Genomic DNA, 21994 nt, shown 5'->3' with positions numbered 1-21994 from the left:
CTTCAGCCTTCTCCCCAGATGCCCTTGCCGGGAAGTCGTTCCCGGCCTGGCGCGCGCGCCAGGTCGAGGCGCGGGCCCAGCGGTACTATCCCGGTCGGGTTGATGGTACGGTGGCTGGCGTAGTAGTGCCCCTTGATATGTTCGAAGTCCACTGTCTCGCCGATGCCCGGGCGTTGGTACAGCTCGCGCAGCCAGCCGGAGAGATTCGGGTAGTCTTCGATGCGCCGCAGGTTGCATTTGAAGTGTCCGTGGTACACCGCATCGAAGCGCACCAGGGTGGTGAACAGGCGGATATCGGCCTCGGTCAGGTATTCGCCGGCCAGGTAGCGGCGTTCGCCGAGCAAGCCTTCCAGGTAGTCCAGCTCCTCGAACAACTGGACGAAGGCCTCCTCGTAGGCGTCCTGGCGAGTGGCGAAGCCGGCACGGTACACGCCGTTGTTGACCGCCGGATAGATGCGTCCGTTGAGGCGTTCGATCTCCTCGCGCAGCGGCTCCGGGTAGAAGTCCAGCGCGTTGGCGCCGATGGCGTCGAAGGCGCTGTTGAAGATGCGGACGATATCGGCTGATTCGTTGTTGACGATCTTCTGCGCCTGCTTGTCCCACAGCAGCGGCACCGTGACCCGGCCGCTGTAGTGCGGGTCGTCGCGGGTATAGCGCTGGTGCAGAAAGGCCAGGCCGTCGAGGCGATCGCCAGTGGAGCCGTGGGCGGGGTCGAAGGTCCAGCCGTTCTCGCGCATCAGCCAACTGACCACCGAAACATCCACCAGCGACTCCAGCCCCTTCAGCTTGCGCACGATCAGGGTCCGATGGGCCCAGGGGCAGGCCAGCGAGACATAGAGATGGTAGCGCCCGCCCTCGGCGGGGAACGCCGGCTCGCCCAGCCAATGGCGGCGCTGGGCGTTTTCGCGCTGGAAGCGGCCGTCTTTCTGTGTGTCATACCACTGGTCGTGCCAGCGGCCATCGATCAACTGTCCCATGAGCGGGTTCCTCCATACGTCGTTGGAGGAACAGTCTAGTGTCGGTTGATCGATAAATTTATATAAATAAAGGGCTATTCGTATCGATCAGATCGATTCGTTTCGGGTCGCCCAGTAGTGTGCGGCTTCCTTGAAGGCTTCTTCGCGATTCTTGCCAAGGGCCCGTAGCGCCAGGGCCATGCTGGAGAGCACCGCCAGGTGGCCATAGGCGTCGCCTTCGCGGCCGTCCCAGACGGCCCGAAGGAAACCCGGGTCGAGCTGTTCCGGCTTCATGTGCCGGTGCGTCGACAATGCCGGCCATTCCTCGTCCCAGGCTTCGCCCTGGTCGCAACCATACAGGTGGGCGACGACGTCCGGGTTGACTTCGATCTCGCCGCCTTCGCCCTTGATGACGATGGCCCGGTCGCCGAGCAGGCGGCTGGCCTCGCGGTGGGTTTCCTGGTAACCGGGGTGGAAGATGCTCTGCAGGATGCAATCCGCATTCAGGGGGTTGAGCAGGCGAACCAGCGAATGGATCGGCGAGCGCAGACCGAGGGTATTGCGCAGATCGATCATACGTTGCAGCACCGGCATCCAGGCGCCGAGCGGAATGAACGCCAGGTGGCCGCGCTCCAGGGCCTGTTCTACCTGCAGCCAGTCGTGGCAGAGCGGGATCTCCAGCGCCGCCAGCAACTGTTCGCTGTACAGGCGTCCGGCGGTATGCGCGCCGCCGCCGTGCATGAGGATGCGCACGCCATGGCCGGCCAGGCACTTGGCGGCCAGCAGGTACCAGGGCAGGTGGCGCTTCTTGCCGGCGTAACTGGGCCAGTCGAGGTCGACGCGCAAGGACGGGACTTGCAGGCGCTCGCGCACCGCCTCGGTGAAACCGGCCAGTTCCTCGCTGCTTTCCTCCTTGTGCCGCAGGAGCATGAGGAAGGCGCCCAGCTGGGTGTCCTCGACCCTGCCGTCGAGGATCATGCCGAGGGCCTCGCGGGCTTCCTCCCGGGTCAGGCTGCGCGCTCCGCGCTTGCCTTTGCCGAGGATGCGGACGAACTGGGCGAACGGATGTTCGGCGGGAGTCGAGAGAGTCATAGACAGTTGCTCGGTTTCGGCAGGCCGGCCAGCTTCGCGCCAAGCTTGGCCGGGGCGCCCTTGAACAGGTGGTTGAGGTGCAGGCTGTTGCCCTTGTCCGGCCCCAGTCGCTGGGCGACGTACTTGATCAGCGGGCGGTTGGCCGGAGACAGCTGGAACTCCGCATAGAACTCGCGGAGCAGTTGGAGAATCTCCCAGTGCTCGGCGGTCAGGGCCAGCTCCTCGCGGGCGGCCAGGGCTTCCGCCACCGGCTCCGACCAATCGTCGAGGGCGGCGAGGTAGCCGTCCTTGTCCAGCCGGATTTCCCGGCCTTCCAGCGTAAGGAGCGTCATAGCCAACTGTTGACCTTGTCGAAGCGGGTGGCGAGTTCGACGAAGCCGGGGTAGTCCACCGCCACCAGGCGAGCGGGGACGTCCTCGATACCGCGCGCCTGGAGGTCTTCCAGCAGGGCGAACAGTTCGATTTCCGCCGGCATCAGTTCCAGGGCCTGGCAGGCGTGGCTGCCGGCCAGCAAGGCGTGCACGGCGTCGCCGCAGAGCAGCAGGCCGTCGCCGGGGTTGAGCAGGTACAGGCAACTGCCCAGGCGGCCGTCATTGAACGGCGAGCGGGACAGTACGTGGAGGGTCGTGGCCATCAGAGGGTAATCACCTGGTCGTAGCGTTGCAGCAGGTCGCGCAGGGCCTGGTCGTCGAGCACCTCGACCGCGAGGGCCAGGCGCTCTTCCGCCAGGCCACGCTCGCGCAGGCTGCGGGCCGAGACGTAGAGGTCGTCCACGCCGAACATCGGCAGGGCCTGCAGGTTGGCCTGCAGGTCCTTCTGCTGCAGGTGCGCAGGATGCTGGCCGGGAGCCAGCTGGAACGCGCCGTCGTCGAGGAACAGCATGCCGACCGGTAGATCGAAGGCGCCGCCGGCCAGGGCTATGTCCAGCGCCTCGCGGGCGCTCGGGCCGGACCAGGGCGACTGGCGGCTGATGATCAGCAGCGACTGGCTCATCGGTCGCCTCCGAAGCAGACCAGGCGGTCCGCGGTTTGCGCCGCCTCGTGCAACTGGCCGAGTCCGGACAGTTCCCATGGTGCGCCAAGGTTGGCGCCGGGACGGCCGTAGCGTTCGGCTTCCTCGGCGTTCAGCACGCCGCGGCGAAGGGCGGCGGCGATGCAGACCACGGCGTCCAGGCCGTTGCGCTCGACCAACTCGCGCCAGGCGGCGGGCAGGTCGAACTCGTCCTGGCCGCTCACGACGTTGGCCGAGGCGCTGTGCACGCCGTCCTGGTAGAGGAACAGGCGGACGATTTCGTGCCCGCCGGCCAGCGCGGCTTCGCTGAAGCGCAGCGCGCGGCGGGCGGCGGGGGAGTGGGGGGGGGCGAATAGGGCGATGGCGAATTTCATGCTGCGATACGCGAAGGATTTCTTCGAATGATAAACCAATGCCTGTGTTTTGCCGGTCCGCAAATGAAAAAGCCCGTCGCGGGGACGGGCTTTTCCGGAGGCGCTTTCTATCAGTCGTCGCCGCCGGCGATGCCGAAGATCTGCAACAGGCTGATGAACAGGTTGTAGATCGACACGTACAGGCTGATGGTGGCCATGATGTAGTTGCGTTCGCCGCCGTGGATGATCGCGCTGGTCTGGTAGAGGATCATCGCCGAGGAGAACAGGACGAAGCCGGCGCTGATCGCCAGTTGCAGGCCACTGATCTGGAAGAACAGCGATACCAGCACGGCGCCCAGCAGGACGAAGAAGCCGGCGGTGATGAAGCCGGACAGGAAGCTCATGTCCTTGCGGGTGGTCAGCACATAGGCGGACAGGCCGAAGAACACCAGGGCGGTCATGGCGAACGCCGAAGTGATGACGCTGCCGCCGTTGGGCAGGCCGAGGTACATGTTGAGGATCGGGCCGAGCGTGTAGCCCATGAAGCCGGTCAGGGCGAAGGTGCTGACCAGGCCCCAGGCGCTGTTGCGCAGCTTCACGGTAAGGAAGAACAGGCCGTAGAAGCCGATCAGCACCACGAACACGTTCGGATAGGGCAGGCGCATCTGCTGCGAAACGTAGGCCACCAGGCCGCTGAAGGCCAGGGTGAGTGCCAGCAGGCCGTAGGTATTGCGCAGAACGCCGCTGACTTCACGCTGTTCCGCGACGGCGGAGTTCAGCTGATATTGCTGTTCTTGCATGGTGTGGGTACTCCTTAACGGGAACGGGTCCATGACGTACTGATGGGCATGATAGCAAAGCCTCTGCCAGGGCCAATCGATAGAGTTTGACAGTGTGTTGCTATCCGGTACTATGGCGCCCCGCGATGCGGAGGTGTGGCCGAGTGGTTTAAGGCAACGGTCTTGAAAACCGTCGAAGGGGAGACTCTTCCGTGAGTTCGAATCTCACCGCCTCCGCCATATAACCTTCTGTTTTCATTGATGTTTTCATTCGATCCACTCTCAGGAGTGAACGATTTGGGAACAAACTGGGAACGAGGCGCAGAAAAAAGGGGCCCTGCAGGGCCCCTTTTTCGTTGCTTCAGGAAAGTTTCAGCGCCTGGTTCAGCAGACCTACGATGTCGGGGCCGTCCTTGCTGATCCACTTGGCGTAATGCTTGAAGATCATCGCCGTCGAGGTGTGCCCCATCTGGTCCGCGATCCATTCGGGAGTGGCGATGCCGCTGCTGAGCATCTGGCTGGCGAAGGTGTGACGGCACTGATTGGGACCACGCGAGCGGACGCCCGCATTCCTGAGGTGGCCATGCCACCAGCCGTTGCGCAGCGTATCCGACGTGGAGTACGCCGCCCCGCTAGCACTGTTGTGGAACACGAAGCGTACCCGTTGAGCCTTTCTGGTCCGGTTGTCGCGGTCTATCACCTCGATCTGTACGGGCGGAAGGCGTCTGGTTAGTTTGGCCTGCTGCTGCAGTGCGCGCAGCGCCGGGGCCAGTAGCTGGACCTTCCTCGTCGATCGGCGAGTCTTGGTGACCTTGTACTGGCTGCGTACACGGGCGCGGCGGAAAACCACGGTCCCCGTGTCCAAATCGACATCTTCCCAGGCCAGAGCTATGGCCTCGCTGACGCGGGGGCCGCTCCAGATCATGAATTCCGCCAGGTTCAGCTCACCGATGCGCGCGGTTTCGGTACCGAGGATGAGGTCGATTTCCTCTCGAGTGAATGGGTCTGGGTCATCCGCATCCGGGAGAGTGATCACGATGCCGTCTGTTGGGTCGTGCGCGGTCCGGTTCCGAGTTCGATACAGCCGGAAGATCTGCCGCAGGTTGCTGACGATCTCTCGCACCGTCTTGTTGTGCAGCTTGGGCATGAGCGTGTTCTGCACCCAGTCTTGAATGTCCAGGTGGTCGATGCTGTCGGCCTGGCTGTCACCCCAGCGGGGTCGGATGTGGGTTTCCACGCGGCTGGTGTAGCCGCGGAAGCCGCTGGCGGCGATCTGGTTGCGTTTGATATCGAGCCAGAGGTCGATGTAATGGCCGAGGGTGTTGCTTTTCACCCGGGGTGAGTCCGGGAAGTGTCGGCTGTAGTTGAAGACTCCTTGCTTGATCTCGTAGTTGATGATGCCGGCCAGCCGTTCGGCATTGGCTATATTTTCGGGCGTTGCGTCCCCTGGTATGGACTCCCTACACAGCTCGCCCTGGTAGCGGAAGTAGATCCTGATCCGGTTTCCGCGTACCTCGACTCCGTCTGCCATCTGGTTCCCCTGATCCACACCAAGCGTTCAGGCTATCAAGCCTCCAAAAAATAGGCCCGCAAGCGGGCCAAGAAGATTCGTTGCCTGTTTCTGGTAGCTCTCTACCGACCGGCCGCCACTACGAAGCACAAGGCCAGGACGGCCAGGGTTGCCAGCGAGAAGTTCAGCAGGCTCCTCGGGCTGTCTAACATCTTCAATAGTTCGTGCATGTTGCTTCTCCTCAGAGACTCCCAGCAGGTTCTGAAATACTCAGTCCAACGGCGACCTGACGCACCCAGATTGGCGTACTACTGAGCAGGAAGGTCTCGCCAGCCTCAGCCAGCAACAGGGTGGTGCCCATCACGCCGGCGATGGCCTCGGCCGCAGCCGGCGGAACCGCATTGCCGATCCGCTCGCGCCAGTCGCTGTCGCTCAGGCCGTCGAGGGCCAACTGCTCTTCGGGGTCGACCAAGCTCTGCAGTGCGGCGAGTTCCAGGGTGGTAAACGGCCTGTGCCAGGTGCCGTCCAGCGACTGGATGATGCAGGTCAGCCGGTCGTTCGCCTCCGGCATGCGCGGATCGGCCACGCTCCATCGACCGTTGTCGTGCCTCGCACTGGCCGACACCGCGCCGGCGGATTGGTCGAACCCAACTACGCCGTAGTGGCCGCCGGTCAGGTAGGCGTCGCCCTTGGTGCGATCGAGCACGCGCGGATCAGCGATCGACAGCGCGCCGCTGGCCACCTGCTGGGAGCCGGTGACCGTGCCGGTAGCGCTTCCCCACTCGCCGACGTGCAATTTGCGGCTGCTCGCCCCTGGGTGCCAGTTGTGGTACCTGGGATCGGCAACAGCCTGGCCGCCGGAGCTGGGTGAGTGCCCGCCGGTGACGGTTCCGGCGTGGCTCCCCATGCTGACGACGCGAAACACGTTGTTGTGCCGGACGCCGCCTGGGCGCGGGTCGGCCACGGCGAATGCGCCCTGGCCGGTAGTACTGGCCGCGATCACGGTGCCGGACGGACCGTCCCAGTCGGTGACGGGGTACTTGCCGAAGCTCTGGCCGCGGGGATCGGCGACGGAGTACGTGCCCTGGCCGGGCGACTTGACGCCGATGATGGCGCCCGAGGTGTCAGTCCAGCGGCGCACGCCGTACTGCTGGTACTGCAGGGCGTTTGCCGGCGCGCGAGGATCCGCGACTGAGAACCGCCCGTTCATCGGGCGGCTCGCGCCGGCGACAACGCCGCACGAATCGCCCCAGTGATTCACGCCCAGGACGCCCCGGTGGTACTCCGGCACGATGATCAGATCGCGCAGGTAGCCGTCCTCGACGGCCAGGTCATTCAGGCTGCGCCAGTCGCTGCCGGCGCGCACCAGGGCGAGGCGCACCCAGGTCTTCCACTGCAGGGACGGTACGCGGTGCATTGGGCCGGCGGCCTCGATGTCGCCGGGAAGCGGCATGCGGCCGAGGATGTCGCCGACGGCGCGGAGCGACTTCTTCTCTGGTTCGTACAGGAAGGGCGGCACTTTCTCGACGTGGCGGGCGACAAGCAGGAAGCGCTTCCGGGACTGCGCCAGGCCGCCGAGTTCGCCGCAGTCGTGAGTGGTTTCCGCCACGGCGTAGCCGAAGCCGCCGAGTAGGCTGTTGATCTGGTCAAGCAGGTGCCGGCCGCGGCTCGCCAGGCGCGGGACGTTCTCGAAGACGATAAGCGGCACCGGGTCATCGGCCCATGCCTCGCCCATCAGCCAGATGCAGCGCAGCGTCAACTCGTTCAGCGCCTGGTACTTCGGGGTCAGGCTCATCTTCTCCGACAGCAGGCCGCTGGCACCCTTGCAGGGCGAGCTAATGAACACGGCGTCCGGTCGGCGCCCGCCCGCGGCGCGGCGGATGTCCTCCGGGGTTGCCTCCCGCCAGCCCGCCGGCGGCTCCTTGCCGTGGAACCGCACGTACTGGTCGCGGGTGAAGAGGTCCAGCAGGGTGCCCGGGACACCAGCCAGTCGCTCGAAGTCGCGCAGGCCGGCAGGGTCCACGTCGATCCCGCCGAGGCAGACCCATTCGGCCTCGACGTTGCCGACCCGCGGACGCGCCCGGTTGAAGCCTGCGGCGCCGCCGCCGAGGCCGCAGCAGAAGTGGAAGTGGTAGAGGGTACGCTTAAGCATGCCGACGCCCTCCCTGCGCTTTCTTGGCCGCCAGGTTGGCCATGTAGCTGGCCCACTCGACCGCCTTGGCCTGTTGGCGAATCCGGCTGCAGCGCTGGTGCTTGCCGGTGGAACGCGCGTTGCCGCAGATGTCGCAGGTGCTCGGAAGGTCCAGCCGCTTGCTGGCCATCGCTGGACGAGTGTGGGTGGCTGACGTGGCTGTGCTAGCCTTGGCGTCGCCGCCTTGGGGTTGATTCGCTTGCATGGTGTCTCTCCTTTGGGGTGGTCGGCGCCAGGGAGTTGCCGCTCCCTGGCGCCTCTTCTTCAGCGCCGCGCGGGGTGCTCGCGCAGTTCCTGACAGCTGATGCAGCACTCGCAGCCTGGGGCGGCCTGGCGGCGGGCCTCGGGTATCTGCTCGCCGCAGTCCTCGCACCAGAGGGCGCTGGGCGCCAGGCGGGTGTTCGTCCGCTGGGCCAGGGCGGCCTGGATCATGTTCTCGGCCCGTTCGTTGGCCTGGTCGATCACATCCACAGTCAGTCTCCCTATGCCGGCAGCGATGCTGCGGCCCAGCGTTTGCGCAGGTCCTGCCAGATCGCGTCGCCGTCCTCGAAGTACTCATGCACTTCCTGTTTCGGGGCGTAGTCCATACGCAGCACGGACAGGCACGCATCGAACAGAGCTGGGTCGAGGCGGCGTAGCTCGGTGAGGTCGAAGCGGTGGGCTTGGCCGTTGTACAGGCCGAGCAGGAACCGACCGATCACGCCGCTCTGGCCGCTGTCGCGCTGTGCGATCGGGAGCAGGCGTTTCAACGCTGTGATGCCGGCTACCTCGTTCTCCTGCTGCCTGGCCTGGAAGTCGTGGATCAACTGCAGATAGTCGTGGGGGAGGGGTTGCATGGTGTCTCTCCTATCGGTTTGTGGTCCCGGCGTTGCCGCGCCGGGTCGAAGGTCGTCGGTCAGTTCGCTACAACGGCGTGGATGGTGAGGTCGCTGGGGATATCGCCTTTGAGGTGCCGCAGGTGCTTGATCTGTTGCTCACTGCATTCGTCGATGCAGATCACCTTGGCGCCGTGGCTGATGCGGTGGCGCACCAACAGCTCTAGGTCGAACGGTGTGTAGAGACTGCCGCTGATGATCTGGTGCTCTTCCTGACCGGCCTTACGTGCGGTCTGGCGCAGGCGAATGGTCTTGCCGGTCATCCGTGCGCCGCGTTCTACGTTCAGTTGCATGGTGTCTCTCCTTTGGGATTGCAGTTCCGGCGTTGCCGCGCCGGTCAGGCTTGGAAAATCCAGCACTTGACGGTGCTGGGTCGGTTGGTGAAAGGGTTCTGGCGGGCGTGTGCCGCCCGCACTGCGCTGTCGACGGCCTTGTATTCGATGAATTTGTGCCGGCGGGACTCTTTCAGCAGGTCGCGCAGGGTTGCCGCGTCGGCCACCTTCTGGCGGTGGTCGGCGGCCAGCTTCACGAACTCATTAAGGTTGATGGCGATGGTTCCGGGGTTCTTGCTGTGGTTGAGCACCGGCTCTTCGCTGAGGTTTTCGAGGTAGGCGTAGACCTCCCAGAACTCGGCCACCTCGGGCGCGTCGGCGTTGACGGCGTCCTGGCGCTCCAGGGCCATCGTCATCAGGGTCTGCTGAGCGCAGGCGAGCTGGTGCTCGGACAGCGGCACCACCAGGCGCAGCGCGTCGACCAGGGCCATCATCTGCGCGTGGTTGAGGATCAGCCGCTCGATACGAATCTGCTTCAGACCGCGCAGCGTCGCGCTGTGAACCTTCAGCCGCTCGCGGAAGCACTCCAGCACGCGGGCCTCGGAGCGGATGGCCATCAGCAGCAAGTGGCTGACCTCGAGCACGTCCAGGTGGTTGAGGTTGTCGGCCGCGGCCTGGCTCTCGCGGGTGATCTCTGGGCGAATGAAGTGCAGCTTCACGATACGGGTCATGATCGCTTCGGAGGCCTGCACCGTGGCGTTCTGGCTCATCACCAGAGTGCCGCGAAAGGGGGGCTCGTAGGTCTCGTTGCCGGCGGTCTTCTGGCCGGTCACGCCCAACGCGCGGCCGTTGAACAGCGGCTTGAACTCGTCCCAGTCGAAGGACTTGGCGGCGCCGCCGGCGCGGCTGTTGTCGCTGCGGTCGGCCTCGAGCATGACCATGGGCATGTTCGACAGTTGGGTCAGCCAGCGGCGCAGGCCCGCCTTGGTCATCTTCGACGGGTCCTGGCCTTCCTCGTCCGCCCGGCCGAGCAGCTTCCACAGGAAGGTGATCAGCGTGGACTTGCCGGCACCGGCCTCGCCGGTGGCCTCGAGGAACGGAAAGGACTGGAACTCGGCGCGGATCTGCTCCGCGAACAGCGAGCCGAACCAGAATGCCAGCGCCACCAGGCCCTTGGCGCCGAAGCAGGTCCACAGCCAGTCCAGCCACTCCGGGCGGTAGTCCTTGGCGTCGGTGGCGATCTGCAGCTTGATCGAACGCTGCAGGGTCTTCAGGCGCAGCTTTTGGAATTCGAAGAAGTCTTCGGCGTTGGCCTTCTCGATCACGCCGCCGCGCACCGCCACGTCGCCCAGGACGTAGCAGGCATGCTCCCGGCTGTAGCCCAGGTAATCGATGGTGGCCACCGTCTTCAGGCCGGTGAGTTGCAGCTTCATGATCTGGTCGAGCTGCGCGCCGCTGCCGGTGAAGATCGCCCCGGCTGCCACGCCGAGCAGGCGCTTCTTGAACTCGCTGGCCGCCGCGACTTGGGCGCTGGTGAAGGTGTTCTTCACGCTCTCGTCGTCGGGGCGATCGATGCGGAAGTAGTACCAGCTCTCGTCTGTGACCTCGTTGCGCTGGAAGTACAGGGCCTGGGGGAAGCAGTTGGCGATTTCCACGACGCCGCCGGCTTGCTGCAGGGCCTTGTCGCGCATCTGTTTCTGGTTCAGCAATTGGTCGTCGTGGTTGTCGCTGTCCTCCAGGCTCTGCATGGCCTTGTTGAACTTCTCGATATCCAGCTTGAACCAGTAGAGGCGGTTGGCGAAGCGGAAGTGGAATTCACCGCGCTTGCCCCAGTCGTACATCAGCAGGGCCTTCTCCGCCGCACTCTCGGCGATCAGCAGCGCGCCCTCATGACGCGCGGTCTTGAGGTCCTTCTCGATCTGTGCGGCGCGCTCGGCCGCGTCATCGATGAACATCCAGCGCTGGTGCAGGTCGTTCCAGTCGAATTTGCGGTTGTTGCGCTGCGGTAGTTGGGCCGCTTCGCAGACGTAGCCCAGGGCACGCGCCTCGGTCACCCAGCGCCGGGTGTACTTGTGGGCACCTGGTTCGTTGTCCAGCGCCCAGATCAGTTTCGGCAGCTTGCCGCCACGGGCTGCCGCGAGCTCGCGCAAGGACTGCTCGGGGAAGGCGTTGGAGCTCATGGCCGACACGGCGTCGATGCCGTGGTGCAGCAGCGCGATGGCGTCGAAGATACCTTCGACGATCCACAGCTCCTTCACCTCCTGCAGGTCGACGCTGGGTGGGCACCACCAGACACCGCGCGGGCTGTCGCCCGGCTTGAAGCGCGCCTTCTTCTTGCCGAAGCGGCTCGGGCGATCGATCAGGCGTTCCCAGTAGCCGCCTTTCTTCAGCGGGAAGCGTACTGTCGCGCTACCGATCTCAAGGTCGCGGTCCCAGTAGTTTTCCTGGCTGTACCAGCCATCGATCAGCGTCAAGTCGAAGCCGCGGGCATGTGCCAGGTACGCCCGGGCCGAGGCGGCGGGTTCCTTGTCGGTGGCCGGCGCTCGCTTGCTCCAGTCGTCGAAGAGCTCCGGGTAGATTTCCTTGATGTGCCAGGTGTCGCCGCACTTGCCGCGCCCGCAGCGGATGAACCAGGGGCTGTCGACCAGGGTGTAGAGCTCCTTTTTGCCGCACGTCGGGCACTCGCCCTTGCGCATGTACTTCGTGCCCTTGATCGGCGTCAGGCCGTACTGATCCTGCAGGCGGCGCAGCACGTCGGCCTTGAGTTCGCGGTCCATTTCCTTCATGCGCGCCCCCGAATCTGCTTGCGCAGTTCGCGGATGGTCCGGCAGATGCCGGCAATGTGTGGGCGATCCTCGAGGATGCGCTTGCCGCGTAGCCCCTGCGGGGTATAGCGGTAGCGGTCGTCGTACCAGCACTCGGCCATGGCGGCTTCGTACTGGCTGACCAGCCAGAGCAGGTACTTCTCAGCCTGGTTCTGGTCGACTTCGACGGTGATTGAAATGTGGCCGCTCATGGCGGAATACCTCGAATTCTGGGCGTAACTTCCCCAAACCCACGGCAGTGGGTGGGTCGATTTCAGGGTGGTTACGGGGTGTGCTGCGGGCGCTGCTTGAGCAGATGGTCCGGCAGGTAGCGGGCCGGGATCGGGAAGCGGCAGTGGCTGCGGGTGTCGATCAGGTAGACCACTTCGTTGTCACCCTCGCCCCAGTCGATACCCAGCCAGATCGGCTCCGGACCTGCGAAGAGCTGGTCCCAGGCGCGCTGGGCGAGTCGCTCGGCCATGAACTGGGGAACCTCGAGGCCCTTGACCAGATGATTGACGCAGGCGCTGAACAGCCGGTCGGAGCCGGAGGACAGGTACTGGTTCGCGTTGCTCCGCAAGTAGGCAGCGGCGGCCTGTTGCATGGTGCTGCGATAGTCGTTGCTGCCGTTCATTGCATGCACTCCATGTGGTCCAGCAGGTCCAACTGGTTGGTTGCGGCCGCGAGGTCGCGGTGTGCCAGTTGACGGGTTTTCGAAGGTGCCATGGGGAGCACCAGCAGTGGCCGCTCGAGGCCCGAGGGGCTGAGCTGGTAGTCCCAGCTCAGGGAGCCGGCGAAGGTGGCGCCGCAGAGCGCGTTTGTGCATTGCGCGTACATCGAGCGGAAGCACGGGGTCTGGCCTTCGGAGGAGCGGATTCGCATCCGGCTGTGGCAGCAGGGGCAGACTAGCTTGTAGACGCTCACGCCTTGACCCTCCTGTGCAGGGTGATCACTGCGCCGACCTCGGCGTGCCGTGCGGCCAGGTGTTGGCGGTGAGCGACAATGATTTCAGCGAGTTCGGCTTCGTCGATCTCACCATCGCGCAGCGCCTCGGCGATGATGCGGTCGACCTCTCCACGCTTGATGGCGGTGGCGACGCCCCTCGCGTACAGGTCGAGGTTGTCCAGCTGAGCCGGATCGGGCATCTGTACGAACATGCCGCCATACAGGTGTGCGACGTACTCGGGGAAGTGGCTGGTGCCGGTTTCCTGCTCAAGCAAGCGCAACTGGTCGTCGCTGAGCGGCTTGCTGCCGGCGTTCTCATAAGCGTGGTTGTCAAACTTCTTCAGATCGAGGCCCAGGCGGGCGGCGGCGCATTCGCGACCGCCGGGGTAGGCACCGATGATCGCGCTGACTACCTGGCGCCGCGTTTCTAGGAGCGGGCGTTTCATCTTCTGGTGTCTCTCCAGGGCGGTGGCCATTACTGTTTGTCTGCAGCTCGGCGGATACCGGGGACAACATCTGCCCCTATCTCTTCAGATAGGTCCTTGAGAATCGCGTAGGCGAGGCGGCCATTAGGAAAGCGATCCGCTCCTGCCCAGCGAGCCACTACCTGGGTGACATTGCGTGGCTCGTAGCCGCGAGCCAGGGCGAACTTCCGGTAACTGCTGCCCTTTTCGACGAGACGTGCACGGATCTGATTAGGGGTCATAGATCGAGTGTTCCCATATAGATAAGATGTACTCACTCGGACATATGTTAGGCACTCGTTTGGAAATGTCAACAGATAAAAATGCACAAATGGAAACTTCTGTGCGGCTGCGTGCGGCCTTGGAAGCCAAGGGGCTTTCGATAAAGGAAGCTGCAGAAGCCTGCGGAATACCGTACAGATCGTTCCAGAACTATACCCTGGGGCTGCGGGAGCCGAACGCTGAGGCCTTGGGAACGATAAGTTCTCGATTGGGTATCTCTGTTGACTGGCTGCTTACAGGGGATGGCCGGATGCTCAGAGGCGTATCCGTAGGAGAAGCGCCCGGTGGGGCGGAGAACCCTCGTGAGCAGGCCCTGCTGGCACTTTGGCGCGAACTAGACGAGGGCGAGCAGCGAGAAATACAGCTTGCTGCTGAGGAAAAGAAACGTCTGAAAATTCTGGAGCAGCGCCTTGCGGAGCTGGAGGCCGTTGTCGCTGATGTTAAAAGGCTGGCATGATCTGTTCCCGTTGAGAACGTGACATGGACTGCCGTTACGTCAGTGCTGACCTAGGTGAACAACGGATAACGTCCCTATGACCACCATGAAAATTGATGAATCCCGAATGGGTGTGCTTAGGGCTAGCGACTTAATTCGCTTCTTCGAGCATGCCGGCCGCTACTCGAAATGCCCCCATTGTGACCATGATGGAACTTGGGATTTCCACATTAAGATCGATCCTGAGACGGGCAAGTCGGATGACGATCCTGTGTTGATTCCTTTCTGTATCGGTATGGCGGACAAGGCCGATGGTTGGACGAAGTGTGCTGGTGTGACGTGCCCCCAATGCGGGCATTTCTCGCTGATCAGCATGTACAAGATCGCGGCATTCAAAGAAGGCAGGGACCAGCGTGGGTGAGATAATCCAGGCTCATTGGACAGGACGACGTGGTGGTGGCGATACTACGGGTAGCCAGCCACCCGGAGGTGACGACTTGGAAAAGCGCATAGAGACGTTGGAGAAACTGCTTCCTGATATGAGGGAGCGGTTGGCGCGTGTCGAAACCAAACTCGATGGCATAGAGAAGACGATGGCCACCAAGACGGACATGGCTGAACTCAAGGCGGCCATTGCCTCTGAGTTCGGCTCTCAGACCAAGTGGTTCGTTGGTACGGCTGTTGTTCTTGCCGGCATTGCTTTTACCGCCGCACGATTCATACCCGGCGGGTAGCCAACTCACGACACTCCATCAGAAGCCCGGCCCAGCGCTGGGCTTCTGTTTTTTCCCTTGGGACATGAGCCTTTTGGACACCCAAGAATGGTTGCGGCCTCCCGCATCTTTCTGTCGTTGGCAACCATGTGTGTGGCACACACGGTTGGTGGCAGAATCTTGTTCCATCGGGGCATGGAATTCACGCCGTACGGTCCTCCATCGCCGCCAGTTGTGGTGATTCCACCATAGTCGGGCCGACGCTATCTTTTCCAATTGCTGATGATGTCGCCACGGGGAAGCATGGAGAAGACCCACTCCCTTCCTTCCTTGTACTTCGTGAAGAGGCCTTTCTCTACTAGTCCATTAAGTGCCGTTGAAGCGGTATTGTAAGAGCAGCGTAGGTTTTCACGAACATTTTGGGCTGTGAAGTTGGTTGCGCGTCCATTTTTTGCTACTTGAAAGATGGTTCTTTGTTTGTCGCTAAGCTCCCCGTAGAGGCCGGATTTATAGAGAAAGGCGTTAAATTCTTCGATGTCTCTTAAGGTTTTGTTGTATTGGTCCATGTAAGCATCGATTGCCCTGCTTATGATGTCGCACTGGTAATCAATAAAGTAGGTCAAGTCGAGATTGTCGGTTTCAGTATATAGGTAGCTTTTGCCGTACTTGGCTGGTGCTGATTTCAATAGGGTGCTTATGGCAATGTATCTGAAAGCGCCAAATTCGTGCTTGAACAAAAGCCAGTAAAACAATGATCTTGCAACTCGGCCGTTTCCATCATGAAAGGGATGCTCAAAGCCTATGGAAAAGTGAATTATGATTGCTTTTACCAGCGGGTGAATATAGTGGTCATCCTTTGCGTGGCAGTGGTCAGTATTCACCCAGTCAACCAGTCGCTGGAGCCGTTCTTCAAGGCCGTCCGCAGGTGGCGGTATGTGAACTGTATTGCCTTCTCCGTCGACCACTACAACATCATCGGTTTGCCTAAAAGTGCCAGGCCGGTATTTTTCGTCGTCAATTCCTTCTACCCCTGTTGAGTGGAGTTCAGCAATCAGATCTAAGCTCAAGGGGAGATTTCTATTCTTCCAGGCAAAGTTCATCATCTTGAAATTGCCAAGTATCATTTTCTCGGAAGGGGTCCGGGGTTGACGCTTCCGCTTTAACATATCTTTCGCGATTTGGGTAGTTGTTGCGGCCCCTTCTAGCTGACTGCTACTAATAGCTTCGTCTTCTACTAAGTCATTTAGTAGATATTCTAAGTGCTGCTGTTCGCCAATTTTATTGCACATCCACTCTAATGCGGCAGTAGTAGTTCTCCTGTCGCACTCGGAAATTGCCCGCTGTATGTTTGGGGTCAGGAGCAAGTGACCTGGCTGCGCTGGCTCTCCTAACTTGATAACCTCTTTTAACTGGCTTCTTCTAGCCTGTTTTACGAGCGACCAAGCAATGGTGTGATCCAGTTCCTTATGGAGTCTGAATCGAAGCTTGTCATAGTGGAGATACCGGCCCTTCGAATCGAGCGGGCTATGCAGGGCCATGTATTCCCTCAATAGCACGGGGTTTTTAAAGTCTAGCTTTAGGAAAGGGTTCATGATCGTCGGAGGTGGATTTTTCAGCATGACGAGTCTCAAAAAATAGGCTTATTGAGATAAGACTACACGTCGATCCTCATTTCAACAAACCAAATTTTTGAGACAAGGCAGGCTTGGGAACCACCTCAGAAAATTCGCCCAGCCTCGTTCGTCCGCATCCTTAGCTGGTGCCATATCCGTGCCGTGCCGTGCCTGCTTGCAGCCGCTTCCACTCCCGATCCACCGCACGTTTCGCCGTCGCTTTGGTGCTGTACAGGTAGCGCAGGCGGCGTGGCTTGCTCTGGTCTCCCGCGGTGATGGTCTTCTCCTTCCCGCTCTTCTCGTCGCGGTAGTAGGCGATGATGCCGGTGTAGTCGCCGCCGGTGTCGTCGGCCAGGTCGCTGACCAGGTCCTCGGGCAACTTGCTTTCCAGCTCCAGGCTGGTGATGTAGCCGCCGTCGGCGCTGAGGCTGTGCTGCACATTGCCGCCGTACCAGATGATCGCGTCTATCTCCGTCTTCACGCCCTGCAGGGTGTAGGTCAGCTCCGGGATCAGGTCCGCCCGGCCTCTGGCGAGCACGTAGCTGAGCGTGGCGCTGCCACGCTGCAGGCGGTTCCACTCGGCGCGGGCGGCGCGCAGGGCGCTCTGGCGGTCGCTGTAGGTGTGGCGCAGGTCCTTCAGGTTGTCGCCCTTGGCACCGGCGATGGCCTCTTGCTTCTTCGCGCTGTTCACGTCGTAGAAGTACGCGCGCACGCCGTCGTAGCTGTCGCGGTCGGCCTGCAGGTAGCGGTGCTGATCGCCATCCTGGCGGGTGAGGATGATGTGCGGCAGCGCCAGGCCGCTGGCAGTCTTGCCGCCGCCGGCCGGCAGGCAGAGCAGGCAGCCGGCTTTCACGGTGGCCACCGCATCGAAGTCCTCGCCCAGGCGGGTCAGCAGGTTGGCGTCTGACTCGTTGGCCTGGTCCAGTTGCAGGATCGGCAGGCCCGCCAGCGCCGGCGCGAGCACCGGCTTCAGGTTGTTGCCGAGGGCAATGTCGGTGAGCACGTCGCCCAACGTCTTCGGGCTGCTCCAGCTGCGCTCGCGCTTGACCTTCAGTCCCTTGCGCAGGTCTGCCGAGCGGGCGCGGATGCTGAGCACGTCCGGCGCGCCGCTGTGCTCGGTTTCGTCGACGGTGTAGGTGCCCTTGTCGACCAGTCCGCTGTCACTCCAGCCCAGCCAGAGGTGCAGCACGGCGCCGCGCGGGGGGATCGCGAGCAGCCCGTCATGATCGCTGAGTGTCACGCTCAACTGATCGGCCTCGAGGCCGCGATTGTCGGTCAGGTCCAGGGCGATCAGTCGTGGGCTGATGAGCTGGGCGATGTCGTTGCCGTCGACCGTGAGCCGGAACACCGGCACCGGGTAGCCGGCGTCGCGCTGCAGCTGGTCGACGGCGCTGGTCAGGTAGCCCGTCACGCGGGCAAGGGCGGCATCGATCACAGGAGGCGTCTCAGCAGGTTGCCGGCGGTACCGAGGACCGAGCCGAGCAGATCGGTGCGGCCGTCGTCGATGCGCTTGAGCTCGAGGGAGAACTCGATCCGCCGCGGGGTGCCGTCGGCGAAGAAGAGTGTCCGCGTCTCGGTGACACGCTCGATCACCCACAGGCCGTAGATGCGTCCGGTGCCCTCGACCATGGGCCAGGCCGACCCGGTGTCAGCCATCTGCCGCAGCACGTCCAGGCTCAACGCGCTGCCGGCCAGCTCCGGCAGCAGCACGCCGGGCAGGGTGATTGCGTCGTCGCCGCGACCGACGAACTGGCGCGCCGGCTGGGCACCGATGCGGCTGCTGCTGGCGTGTCGCCACTCGGTCTGCCGCTGGAACTCTTGGTAGGCCAGCGTGTGCAGGCTGAAGACGAACATCCCGAGGGACAGCATCATGGTGGTTACTCCCGGTCCTGCAGGCGGGCGCGCAGGCGCGCCGCCTTGTTGCGTTCGCGCTCGTCCAGCAGTTGGCTGAGCGTGCGTTTCAGATCTGCGGCGTCGCTGCCCGCACCGGCCTGGATGGTGATGTAGTAGGTGTCGCCGCCGATGCTGACTGCCGCTTGCGCCGAGCTGACCGGGGGACGGTTGTCGATGGTGATGGCCTGCGCTGGGGCGCTGGCGCCGAGCACCAGGGCACCGATGGCGCCGGCGCTCTTGCCCAGGTCGCCCAGCATGGCCAGCAGCGGCTGGTCGAACGTCGGCGAGCGTTGGCGCTGGGCCGCGACCAGTTCGGTCACCACTGCCGGCGGGGTGATCGTCGGGCGGGCGCTTCGGGTCAGCTCACTGTCCAGGCCGGCGACAGCCTGGCGCCCTGCGTTGACCAGGCCCTGGCCGATACGCGCAATTACGCCCAGCGGGCCGGCCTGGCCGGCGTCGAGGCCCTGAGCCAGGCCAGCAATGGTGAACCCGCCCAGATCGGCGAACACCCGCGATGGTGAATGGATGCCGAGCTTGTCCTTGAACCAGTCGATCGCGGCGCCGCCGACGCGCTGGACCGCGCGCTTGATCTGCCCTATGCCGGCGAGCAGGCCGTTCACCAGGCCCTGGACGATCATGTTGCCGAAATCGGTGAAGCGTGCCGGTAGATCGATGCCCAGGTAGCCCAGGACGCCGGAGAACGCACGGTAGATCAGACCGAGGGGGCTGAAATTCATCAGGGTTGAAAGAATGCCCCCGATGCCGCCGTCGAAACCTGCCTTGATCTCTTCCCACAGCCCCAGTAGGTACGCCTTGACGGCGTCCCAGTTGCGATAGATCAGGTACGCGGCGCCGGCCAGCACCGCGACGACGGCGGCAATTGCCAGGACCACCGGGTTGGCGGCCAGGCCCCACAGCGCGATGCTCACGACGCGCAGGGCGGTCACCAGTGGGCCGATCAACAGGCCGGCCAGCATGCGGATCGGTGCGAACAGCAGTTTCAGCAAGCCGATCAGACCGGGCAGGCGAATGCCGATGGTGCTGAGCATGAAGCGGACCGCGATCATCGGGCCGAGGATGCCGGCGAGGGTGATGGCCAGGCTGCCAACGATGGCCATCAGCGCCGAGAACGCGGCGACGGTGATGACGATGCCCTTGCTGACTTGCGGGTTGGCCTTCAGGAACTCGCCGACGTTGTGCAGCAGGTGACTGAGGTCGGCGGCGAGTTCGCGCAGCCAGGGGCTGTTCTTGTCGAACAGCTCGACCGAAATGTTTTCCAGGGCCGCATGCAGCATGGTCATGTCGCCCTTGAGGTTGTCCAGCTGGGTGGCCGCGACCCGGGCGGCCTCGCCCTCGGAGTTGTTCAGGCTTTCGCGCATGGTCTGGAACTGGCCGCCCTCGACGGCGCGCATCAGGGTGCCGAAGCTGGTCACCGCGTACTGCCCGGCGATGTCCTTGAAGATCGCGCCGCGCTGTACGTTGCCCATGCCGGCGGTCTTCTTGTTGATGTCCTTCAGGATGTCCAGCATGTCGCGCATGTTGCCGTTGGCATCCTTGGTCTGGACGCCCAGCTTGGCTACCGCCTTGGACGTGCCCAGGCGGGTCAGAACAGAGCGCATCGAGGTGCCCGCCATGCTGCCCTGGACGCCGGCGTTGCCGAGCAGGGCCGTGGCGGTGGTGACCGTCTCCAGGCTCTGGCCGTACTCGCGGCCGACGCCGGCGGAGTACTTCAGCGAGTCGCCGAGCATGCGGATGTCGACGTTGTTCCGGGTGAACGCCGCAGTCAGTACGTCGGCCACCTGGTCCATCTTCTCGGCCGGAATACCCATCGCCGTCTGGATGTTCGAGGCGATGTCAGCAGTGTCGCCGAGGTCCATGTCGCCCGCGGCGGCCAGGTTGAGCATGCCGGGCATTGCGCCGAGGATCTGCTTCGCGTTGTAGCCGGTGCGGCCCAGGAAGTACTGGCCCTGGGCGACTTCCTTGTCGGTGAACTTGCTGGACAGCGGCAGGGTGCGGGCCTGTTGCCGCAGCGCCTGCATCTGCGGATCGTCCTTGCGCTCGATGCGGGTCACCGCCTGGGTGGCCGACATCGTTGCGTCGAACTCGTAGCCCACGCCGAGCATCTGCCGCAGCTTGTCGCCGGTGTACATGCCCGTCGCGCGCGCCGCCATGCCGGTGCCGGCCAGCGCGGCAGCGCTCTGGATGCCACGGCTGTAGGTGTTGCGGGCTTGGGTTAGGCGCTCCTGCTGCTGGCTGAGGTTGCGTAAGCGCTGCGCCTGGCTGTTGATGGCGCCATTGGCCGCCTGGATCTGCGCCCGCAGGTCGCGCTCATGCTGGCCGAGGTTGCGCGTGCTGATGCCGGCGTTGCTGAGGCGCGTGCGCAGTTGCTGCAGGGCTTGGCTCTGCTGCAGGTGTTGCTGCTTGAGGAAACCGGCTTCACGGATGGCCCGGTTGTAGTCGCGGGTGAGCGCACGGGTGGGGTTGCCGGCGGTGGCCATCTGCTGGGCCAGTGCTTTCACCCGGGCCTGTTGCGCGGCCAGCGCGGTGCTGACCTGCTCCAGGGCGCCGCGCTGGGTGCGGAATGCGCGCACGTCGCTCTGCTGAGCGTTGAGCTGCTTCAGGCGCTCGCGAGTTGCCTTGAGCGCCCGGGCCGTCGCGTCGCTGCCTTGCATGATGCGACGCAGGGGAGCGGTGGCTCTGTCGATCGCGCTGAGCAGCACGCGCAGCTGCAGGTCATTCGCCATCGGCGGAACTCCGTACCCGGGCGCGTTCGCGCCATTCCATCAGTTCGGTGAGCGAGAGCCGGTCCATATGGTCCGGCGCCCAGTGAAACGTCACGGCCAGGTCGGCCATGGCGTTTTCTACGCGATCAGGGAGGCTGCCGCCTTCGCCCGCTTCTGCAGCAAAAAACCGGCGATCACCTGGCCGCAGGCGAGCAGGTCAGCCGGGTCCATGCCGGCGGCCTCGGGCTCGGTGATGGTCGGCTGGCTGATGCGCGGCAGGATTTTCATGGTCGCAGTCACGTCGAACTGCAGCAGGTCGAGCAGGTGCAGGCCGCGGAGTTCGCCAGATGAGGGCTTGCGCAGAGTGAGGGTGTTGATGATTTGCTCCCCGCGCTTGATGTGCTGGTCAAGGACTACGAAGTTGTCGGTGATGGTCTGGTGTTCGGCCGGCGTTGCGGTGTTTTTTTCGTTTTTCATGGGTTCGGTATCCAAGGGGGAAAGAAACCGCCGGCCGGGCCGGCGGGAAGGGACTACAGGCCGATGGCCTTGCGCTGTGCCTCGAGCAGGTCCTTGCCGTTGACCTTCTCGACGAAGTTCAGCAGGTCGATCTCGATGATTTCCTCGCCGTTGACGACGAGCTTGTAGTAGCTGCAGGTGGTGGTGATCTTGTGCTCGGTGTCTTCGCCGGGCTGGGCGTCACCCATTTCGATGGTCTCGTGCCGGCCGCGAACGACGATTTCGACGGACGTGACCGCGCCGGTATCGTCCTGCTGGTAGGCACCGGCGAAACGCAGCATCACGCCGCTGGCGCTGACTGCGCCGTACTGCTTGAGGACAGTCAGATCCAGGCCCCCGACGGTCCACTCGAACTGGATGCCGTCGTCGTCGTGGCCGAGGTCGGCCTTGACCGGGCCGTTCATGCCGCCCCCGCGGAAGGCCTCCATCTTGCGGGCCAGCGGGGGCAGGGTGCAGGACTTCACGAGGCCCTGGTAGCTACCGCCATCGTTGAAGAGGTTCATGTTCTTGAGCTTGCGCGGCATGGCCATTGTGGGGCTCTCCGGAAATCAGGTGGGTCGGCTCCC

Annotated in this window: 28 protein-coding genes and 1 tRNA gene; 4 read left to right on the top strand and 25 right to left on the bottom strand. The window is 63.5% G+C overall.

The window, feature by feature from the left end; all coding sequences use genetic code 11:
- Positions 1 to 2 precede the first annotated feature (2 nt).
- From HMPREF2914_RS21975 to HMPREF2914_RS21945, 7 genes are all read right to left on the bottom strand, one after another.
- Entirely contained in the window at positions 3 to 977 is a 975-nt protein-coding gene (locus HMPREF2914_RS21975) for a glutathione S-transferase family protein (RefSeq protein ID WP_003097628.1), read from the bottom strand.
- 87 nt (positions 978 to 1064) lie between these two features.
- Positions 1065 to 2048, bottom strand: a complete 984-nt coding sequence (locus HMPREF2914_RS21970; RefSeq protein ID WP_003108776.1) for a glycosyl transferase family protein — start codon at positions 2046 to 2048, stop codon at positions 1065 to 1067.
- The gene (locus HMPREF2914_RS21965) at positions 2045 to 2380 is read right to left on the bottom strand and encodes a TusE/DsrC/DsvC family sulfur relay protein (RefSeq protein ID WP_003090393.1); all 336 of its coding nucleotides are present in this window, start codon (positions 2378 to 2380) and stop codon (positions 2045 to 2047) included. Before HMPREF2914_RS21965 ends, HMPREF2914_RS21970 begins: the two co-directional genes overlap by 4 nt.
- Positions 2377 to 2682 (bottom strand): sulfurtransferase complex subunit TusB, encoded by a 306-nt coding sequence (gene tusB, locus HMPREF2914_RS21960; protein ID WP_003090391.1) that lies wholly within the window; start codon positions 2680 to 2682, stop codon positions 2377 to 2379. Before tusB ends, HMPREF2914_RS21965 begins: the two co-directional genes overlap by 4 nt.
- Entirely contained in the window at positions 2682 to 3041 is a 360-nt protein-coding gene (gene tusC / locus HMPREF2914_RS21955) for a sulfurtransferase complex subunit TusC (RefSeq protein ID WP_003090389.1), read from the bottom strand. Before tusC ends, tusB begins: the two co-directional genes overlap by 1 nt.
- Positions 3038 to 3433, bottom strand: coding sequence for a sulfurtransferase complex subunit TusD (tusD, locus tag HMPREF2914_RS21950; protein ID WP_019485635.1), 396 nt, complete (start codon positions 3431 to 3433; stop codon positions 3038 to 3040). Before tusD ends, tusC begins: the two co-directional genes overlap by 4 nt.
- Positions 3434 to 3543: 110 nt before the next feature.
- Positions 3544 to 4212: a Bax inhibitor-1/YccA family protein gene (locus HMPREF2914_RS21945; protein ID WP_003090386.1), complete on the bottom strand. Its 669-nt coding sequence runs from the start codon at positions 4210 to 4212 to the stop codon at positions 3544 to 3546.
- Between the two features lie 129 nt (positions 4213 to 4341).
- Here HMPREF2914_RS21945 and HMPREF2914_RS21940 point away from each other — a divergent pair.
- Positions 4342 to 4431, top strand: a tRNA-Ser gene (locus HMPREF2914_RS21940).
- Between the two features lie 121 nt (positions 4432 to 4552).
- On the opposite strand, the gene HMPREF2914_RS21935 is transcribed toward HMPREF2914_RS21940, so the two are convergent.
- The 11 genes from HMPREF2914_RS21935 to HMPREF2914_RS21890 form a co-directional block, all read right to left on the bottom strand.
- Positions 4553 to 5722, bottom strand: a complete 1170-nt coding sequence (locus HMPREF2914_RS21935) for an Arm DNA-binding domain-containing protein (protein WP_058139353.1) — start codon at positions 5720 to 5722, stop codon at positions 4553 to 4555.
- A 220-nt stretch (positions 5723 to 5942) separates the two neighbouring features.
- Positions 5943 to 7853, bottom strand: a complete 1911-nt coding sequence (locus HMPREF2914_RS21930) for a DNA cytosine methyltransferase (protein WP_070702858.1) — start codon at positions 7851 to 7853, stop codon at positions 5943 to 5945.
- Positions 7846 to 8097, bottom strand: a complete 252-nt coding sequence (locus tag HMPREF2914_RS31865) for a hypothetical protein (protein WP_083323309.1) — start codon at positions 8095 to 8097, stop codon at positions 7846 to 7848. The genes HMPREF2914_RS21930 and HMPREF2914_RS31865 overlap by 8 nt, the downstream gene beginning before the upstream one ends.
- Positions 8098 to 8156: 59 nt before the next feature.
- A complete protein-coding gene (locus tag HMPREF2914_RS21925; protein WP_023127425.1) occupies positions 8157 to 8363 on the bottom strand; it encodes a TraR/DksA family transcriptional regulator in 207 nt (68 codons plus the stop codon).
- An 11-nt stretch (positions 8364 to 8374) separates the two neighbouring features.
- Entirely contained in the window at positions 8375 to 8728 is a 354-nt protein-coding gene (locus HMPREF2914_RS21920; RefSeq protein ID WP_033976929.1) for a DUF7673 family protein, read from the bottom strand.
- 59 nt (positions 8729 to 8787) lie between these two features.
- Positions 8788 to 9060, bottom strand: coding sequence for a hypothetical protein (locus tag HMPREF2914_RS21915; protein WP_059399976.1), 273 nt, complete (start codon positions 9058 to 9060; stop codon positions 8788 to 8790).
- Positions 9061 to 9104: 44 nt separating this feature from the next.
- A complete protein-coding gene (locus HMPREF2914_RS21910) occupies positions 9105 to 11825 on the bottom strand; it encodes a toprim domain-containing protein (RefSeq protein ID WP_070702857.1) in 2721 nt (906 codons plus the stop codon).
- Positions 11822 to 12055, bottom strand: coding sequence for a hypothetical protein (locus tag HMPREF2914_RS21905; RefSeq protein WP_003098410.1), 234 nt, complete (start codon positions 12053 to 12055; stop codon positions 11822 to 11824). Before HMPREF2914_RS21905 ends, HMPREF2914_RS21910 begins: the two co-directional genes overlap by 4 nt.
- 71 nt (positions 12056 to 12126) lie before the next feature.
- Complete coding sequence (locus HMPREF2914_RS21900; protein WP_070702856.1) at positions 12127 to 12477, bottom strand: hypothetical protein; 351 nt, start codon at positions 12475 to 12477, stop codon at positions 12127 to 12129.
- A complete protein-coding gene (locus HMPREF2914_RS21895; RefSeq protein ID WP_070702855.1) occupies positions 12474 to 12767 on the bottom strand; it encodes an ogr/Delta-like zinc finger family protein in 294 nt (97 codons plus the stop codon). The genes HMPREF2914_RS21900 and HMPREF2914_RS21895 overlap by 4 nt, the downstream gene beginning before the upstream one ends.
- The gene (locus tag HMPREF2914_RS21890) at positions 12764 to 13234 is read right to left on the bottom strand and encodes a YmfL family putative regulatory protein (protein WP_034086376.1); all 471 of its coding nucleotides are present in this window, start codon (positions 13232 to 13234) and stop codon (positions 12764 to 12766) included. Before HMPREF2914_RS21890 ends, HMPREF2914_RS21895 begins: the two co-directional genes overlap by 4 nt.
- A 325-nt stretch (positions 13235 to 13559) precedes the next feature.
- On the opposite strand from HMPREF2914_RS21890, the gene HMPREF2914_RS21885 reads away from it, so the two are divergent.
- The 3 genes from HMPREF2914_RS21885 to HMPREF2914_RS21875 all read left to right on the top strand — a co-directional run bounded on the left by HMPREF2914_RS21885 (position 13560) and on the right by HMPREF2914_RS21875 (position 14704).
- Positions 13560 to 13991, top strand: coding sequence for a helix-turn-helix domain-containing protein (locus HMPREF2914_RS21885; RefSeq protein ID WP_226342740.1), 432 nt, complete (start codon positions 13560 to 13562; stop codon positions 13989 to 13991).
- A 76-nt stretch (positions 13992 to 14067) separates the two neighbouring features.
- Positions 14068 to 14391 carry a hypothetical protein gene (locus HMPREF2914_RS21880; RefSeq protein ID WP_024007747.1) on the top strand — a complete coding sequence of 108 codons (324 nt, stop codon included), beginning with the start codon at positions 14068 to 14070 and terminating at the stop codon, positions 14389 to 14391.
- Between the two features lie 76 nt (positions 14392 to 14467).
- Positions 14468 to 14704: a hypothetical protein gene (locus HMPREF2914_RS21875; protein ID WP_024007748.1), complete on the top strand. Its 237-nt coding sequence runs from the start codon at positions 14468 to 14470 to the stop codon at positions 14702 to 14704.
- 242 nt (positions 14705 to 14946) lie between these two features.
- Here the strand turns inward: HMPREF2914_RS21875 and HMPREF2914_RS21870 are convergent, their stop codons facing one another.
- The 7 genes from HMPREF2914_RS21870 to HMPREF2914_RS21845 form a co-directional block, all read right to left on the bottom strand.
- Positions 14947 to 16302, bottom strand: coding sequence for a Fic family protein (locus HMPREF2914_RS21870; protein ID WP_042163804.1), 1356 nt, complete (start codon positions 16300 to 16302; stop codon positions 14947 to 14949).
- Between the two features lie 133 nt (positions 16303 to 16435).
- Complete coding sequence (locus HMPREF2914_RS21865) at positions 16436 to 17731, bottom strand: phage late control D family protein (RefSeq protein ID WP_070702854.1); 1296 nt, start codon at positions 17729 to 17731, stop codon at positions 16436 to 16438.
- A complete protein-coding gene (locus HMPREF2914_RS21860; protein ID WP_070702853.1) occupies positions 17728 to 18168 on the bottom strand; it encodes a phage tail protein in 441 nt (146 codons plus the stop codon). The genes HMPREF2914_RS21865 and HMPREF2914_RS21860 overlap by 4 nt, the downstream gene beginning before the upstream one ends.
- 5 nt (positions 18169 to 18173) lie before the next feature.
- Positions 18174 to 20933 carry a phage tail tape measure protein gene (locus tag HMPREF2914_RS21855; protein ID WP_070702852.1) on the bottom strand — a complete coding sequence of 920 codons (2760 nt, stop codon included), beginning with the start codon at positions 20931 to 20933 and terminating at the stop codon, positions 18174 to 18176.
- Positions 20923 to 21042, bottom strand: coding sequence for a GpE family phage tail protein (locus HMPREF2914_RS31855; protein ID WP_003098394.1), 120 nt, complete (start codon positions 21040 to 21042; stop codon positions 20923 to 20925). The genes HMPREF2914_RS21855 and HMPREF2914_RS31855 overlap by 11 nt, the downstream gene beginning before the upstream one ends.
- Positions 21043 to 21050: 8 nt before the next feature.
- Positions 21051 to 21389, bottom strand: a complete 339-nt coding sequence (locus HMPREF2914_RS21850) for a phage tail assembly protein (protein ID WP_070702851.1) — start codon at positions 21387 to 21389, stop codon at positions 21051 to 21053.
- A gap of 53 nt (positions 21390 to 21442) precedes the next feature.
- Positions 21443 to 21958: a phage major tail tube protein gene (locus HMPREF2914_RS21845; protein ID WP_023089213.1), complete on the bottom strand. Its 516-nt coding sequence runs from the start codon at positions 21956 to 21958 to the stop codon at positions 21443 to 21445.
- Positions 21959 to 21994: the final 36 nt, after the last annotated feature.

It is taken from the genome of Pseudomonas sp. HMSC067G02, from assembly GCF_001813485.1.
Lineage (GTDB): Bacteria > Pseudomonadota > Gammaproteobacteria > Pseudomonadales > Pseudomonadaceae > Pseudomonas > Pseudomonas aeruginosa.
Note: the sequence above shows the minus strand (reverse complement) of the source record. Positions and strands in the feature narration are given on the sequence as shown.

Coding starts and splice junctions, on each gene's coding strand:
- HMPREF2914_RS21855 (WP_070702852.1), bottom strand. CDS start 20,933: ATGGCGAATGACCTGCAGCTGCGCGTGCTGCTCAGCGCGATCGACAGA.
- HMPREF2914_RS31865 (WP_083323309.1), bottom strand. CDS start 8,097: ATGCAAGCGAATCAACCCCAAGGCGGCGACGCCAAGGCTAGCACAGCC.
- HMPREF2914_RS21970 (WP_003108776.1), bottom strand. CDS start 2,048: ATGACTCTCTCGACTCCCGCCGAACATCCGTTCGCCCAGTTCGTCCGC.
- HMPREF2914_RS21860 (WP_070702853.1), bottom strand. CDS start 18,168: ATGATGCTGTCCCTCGGGATGTTCGTCTTCAGCCTGCACACGCTGGCC.
- HMPREF2914_RS21890 (WP_034086376.1), bottom strand. CDS start 13,234: ATGAAACGCCCGCTCCTAGAAACGCGGCGCCAGGTAGTCAGCGCGATC.
- HMPREF2914_RS21965 (WP_003090393.1), bottom strand. CDS start 2,380: ATGACGCTCCTTACGCTGGAAGGCCGGGAAATCCGGCTGGACAAGGAC.
- HMPREF2914_RS21945 (WP_003090386.1), bottom strand. CDS start 4,212: ATGCAAGAACAGCAATATCAGCTGAACTCCGCCGTCGCGGAACAGCGT.
- HMPREF2914_RS21885 (WP_226342740.1), top strand. CDS start 13,560: ATGTCAACAGATAAAAATGCACAAATGGAAACTTCTGTGCGGCTGCGT.
- HMPREF2914_RS21920 (WP_033976929.1), bottom strand. CDS start 8,728: ATGCAACCCCTCCCCCACGACTATCTGCAGTTGATCCACGACTTCCAG.
- tusB (WP_003090391.1), bottom strand. CDS start 2,682: ATGGCCACGACCCTCCACGTACTGTCCCGCTCGCCGTTCAATGACGGC.
- HMPREF2914_RS21975 (WP_003097628.1), bottom strand. CDS start 977: ATGGGACAGTTGATCGATGGCCGCTGGCACGACCAGTGGTATGACACA.
- HMPREF2914_RS21930 (WP_070702858.1), bottom strand. CDS start 7,853: ATGCTTAAGCGTACCCTCTACCACTTCCACTTCTGCTGCGGCCTCGGC.
- HMPREF2914_RS21935 (WP_058139353.1), bottom strand. CDS start 5,722: ATGGCAGACGGAGTCGAGGTACGCGGAAACCGGATCAGGATCTACTTC.
- tusD (WP_019485635.1), bottom strand. CDS start 3,433: ATGAAATTCGCCATCGCCCTATTCGCCCCCCCCCACTCCCCCGCCGCC.
- tusC (WP_003090389.1), bottom strand. CDS start 3,041: ATGAGCCAGTCGCTGCTGATCATCAGCCGCCAGTCGCCCTGGTCCGGC.
- HMPREF2914_RS21880 (WP_024007747.1), top strand. CDS start 14,068: ATGACCACCATGAAAATTGATGAATCCCGAATGGGTGTGCTTAGGGCT.
- HMPREF2914_RS21850 (WP_070702851.1), bottom strand. CDS start 21,389: ATGAAAAACGAAAAAAACACCGCAACGCCGGCCGAACACCAGACCATC.
- HMPREF2914_RS21915 (WP_059399976.1), bottom strand. CDS start 9,060: ATGCAACTGAACGTAGAACGCGGCGCACGGATGACCGGCAAGACCATT.
- HMPREF2914_RS21905 (WP_003098410.1), bottom strand. CDS start 12,055: ATGAGCGGCCACATTTCAATCACCGTCGAAGTCGACCAGAACCAGGCT.
- HMPREF2914_RS31855 (WP_003098394.1), bottom strand. CDS start 21,042: ATGGCCGACCTGGCCGTGACGTTTCACTGGGCGCCGGACCATATGGAC.
- HMPREF2914_RS21900 (WP_070702856.1), bottom strand. CDS start 12,477: ATGAACGGCAGCAACGACTATCGCAGCACCATGCAACAGGCCGCCGCT.
- HMPREF2914_RS21845 (WP_023089213.1), bottom strand. CDS start 21,958: ATGGCCATGCCGCGCAAGCTCAAGAACATGAACCTCTTCAACGATGGC.
- HMPREF2914_RS21870 (WP_042163804.1), bottom strand. CDS start 16,302: ATGCTGAAAAATCCACCTCCGACGATCATGAACCCTTTCCTAAAGCTA.
- HMPREF2914_RS21910 (WP_070702857.1), bottom strand. CDS start 11,825: ATGAAGGAAATGGACCGCGAACTCAAGGCCGACGTGCTGCGCCGCCTG.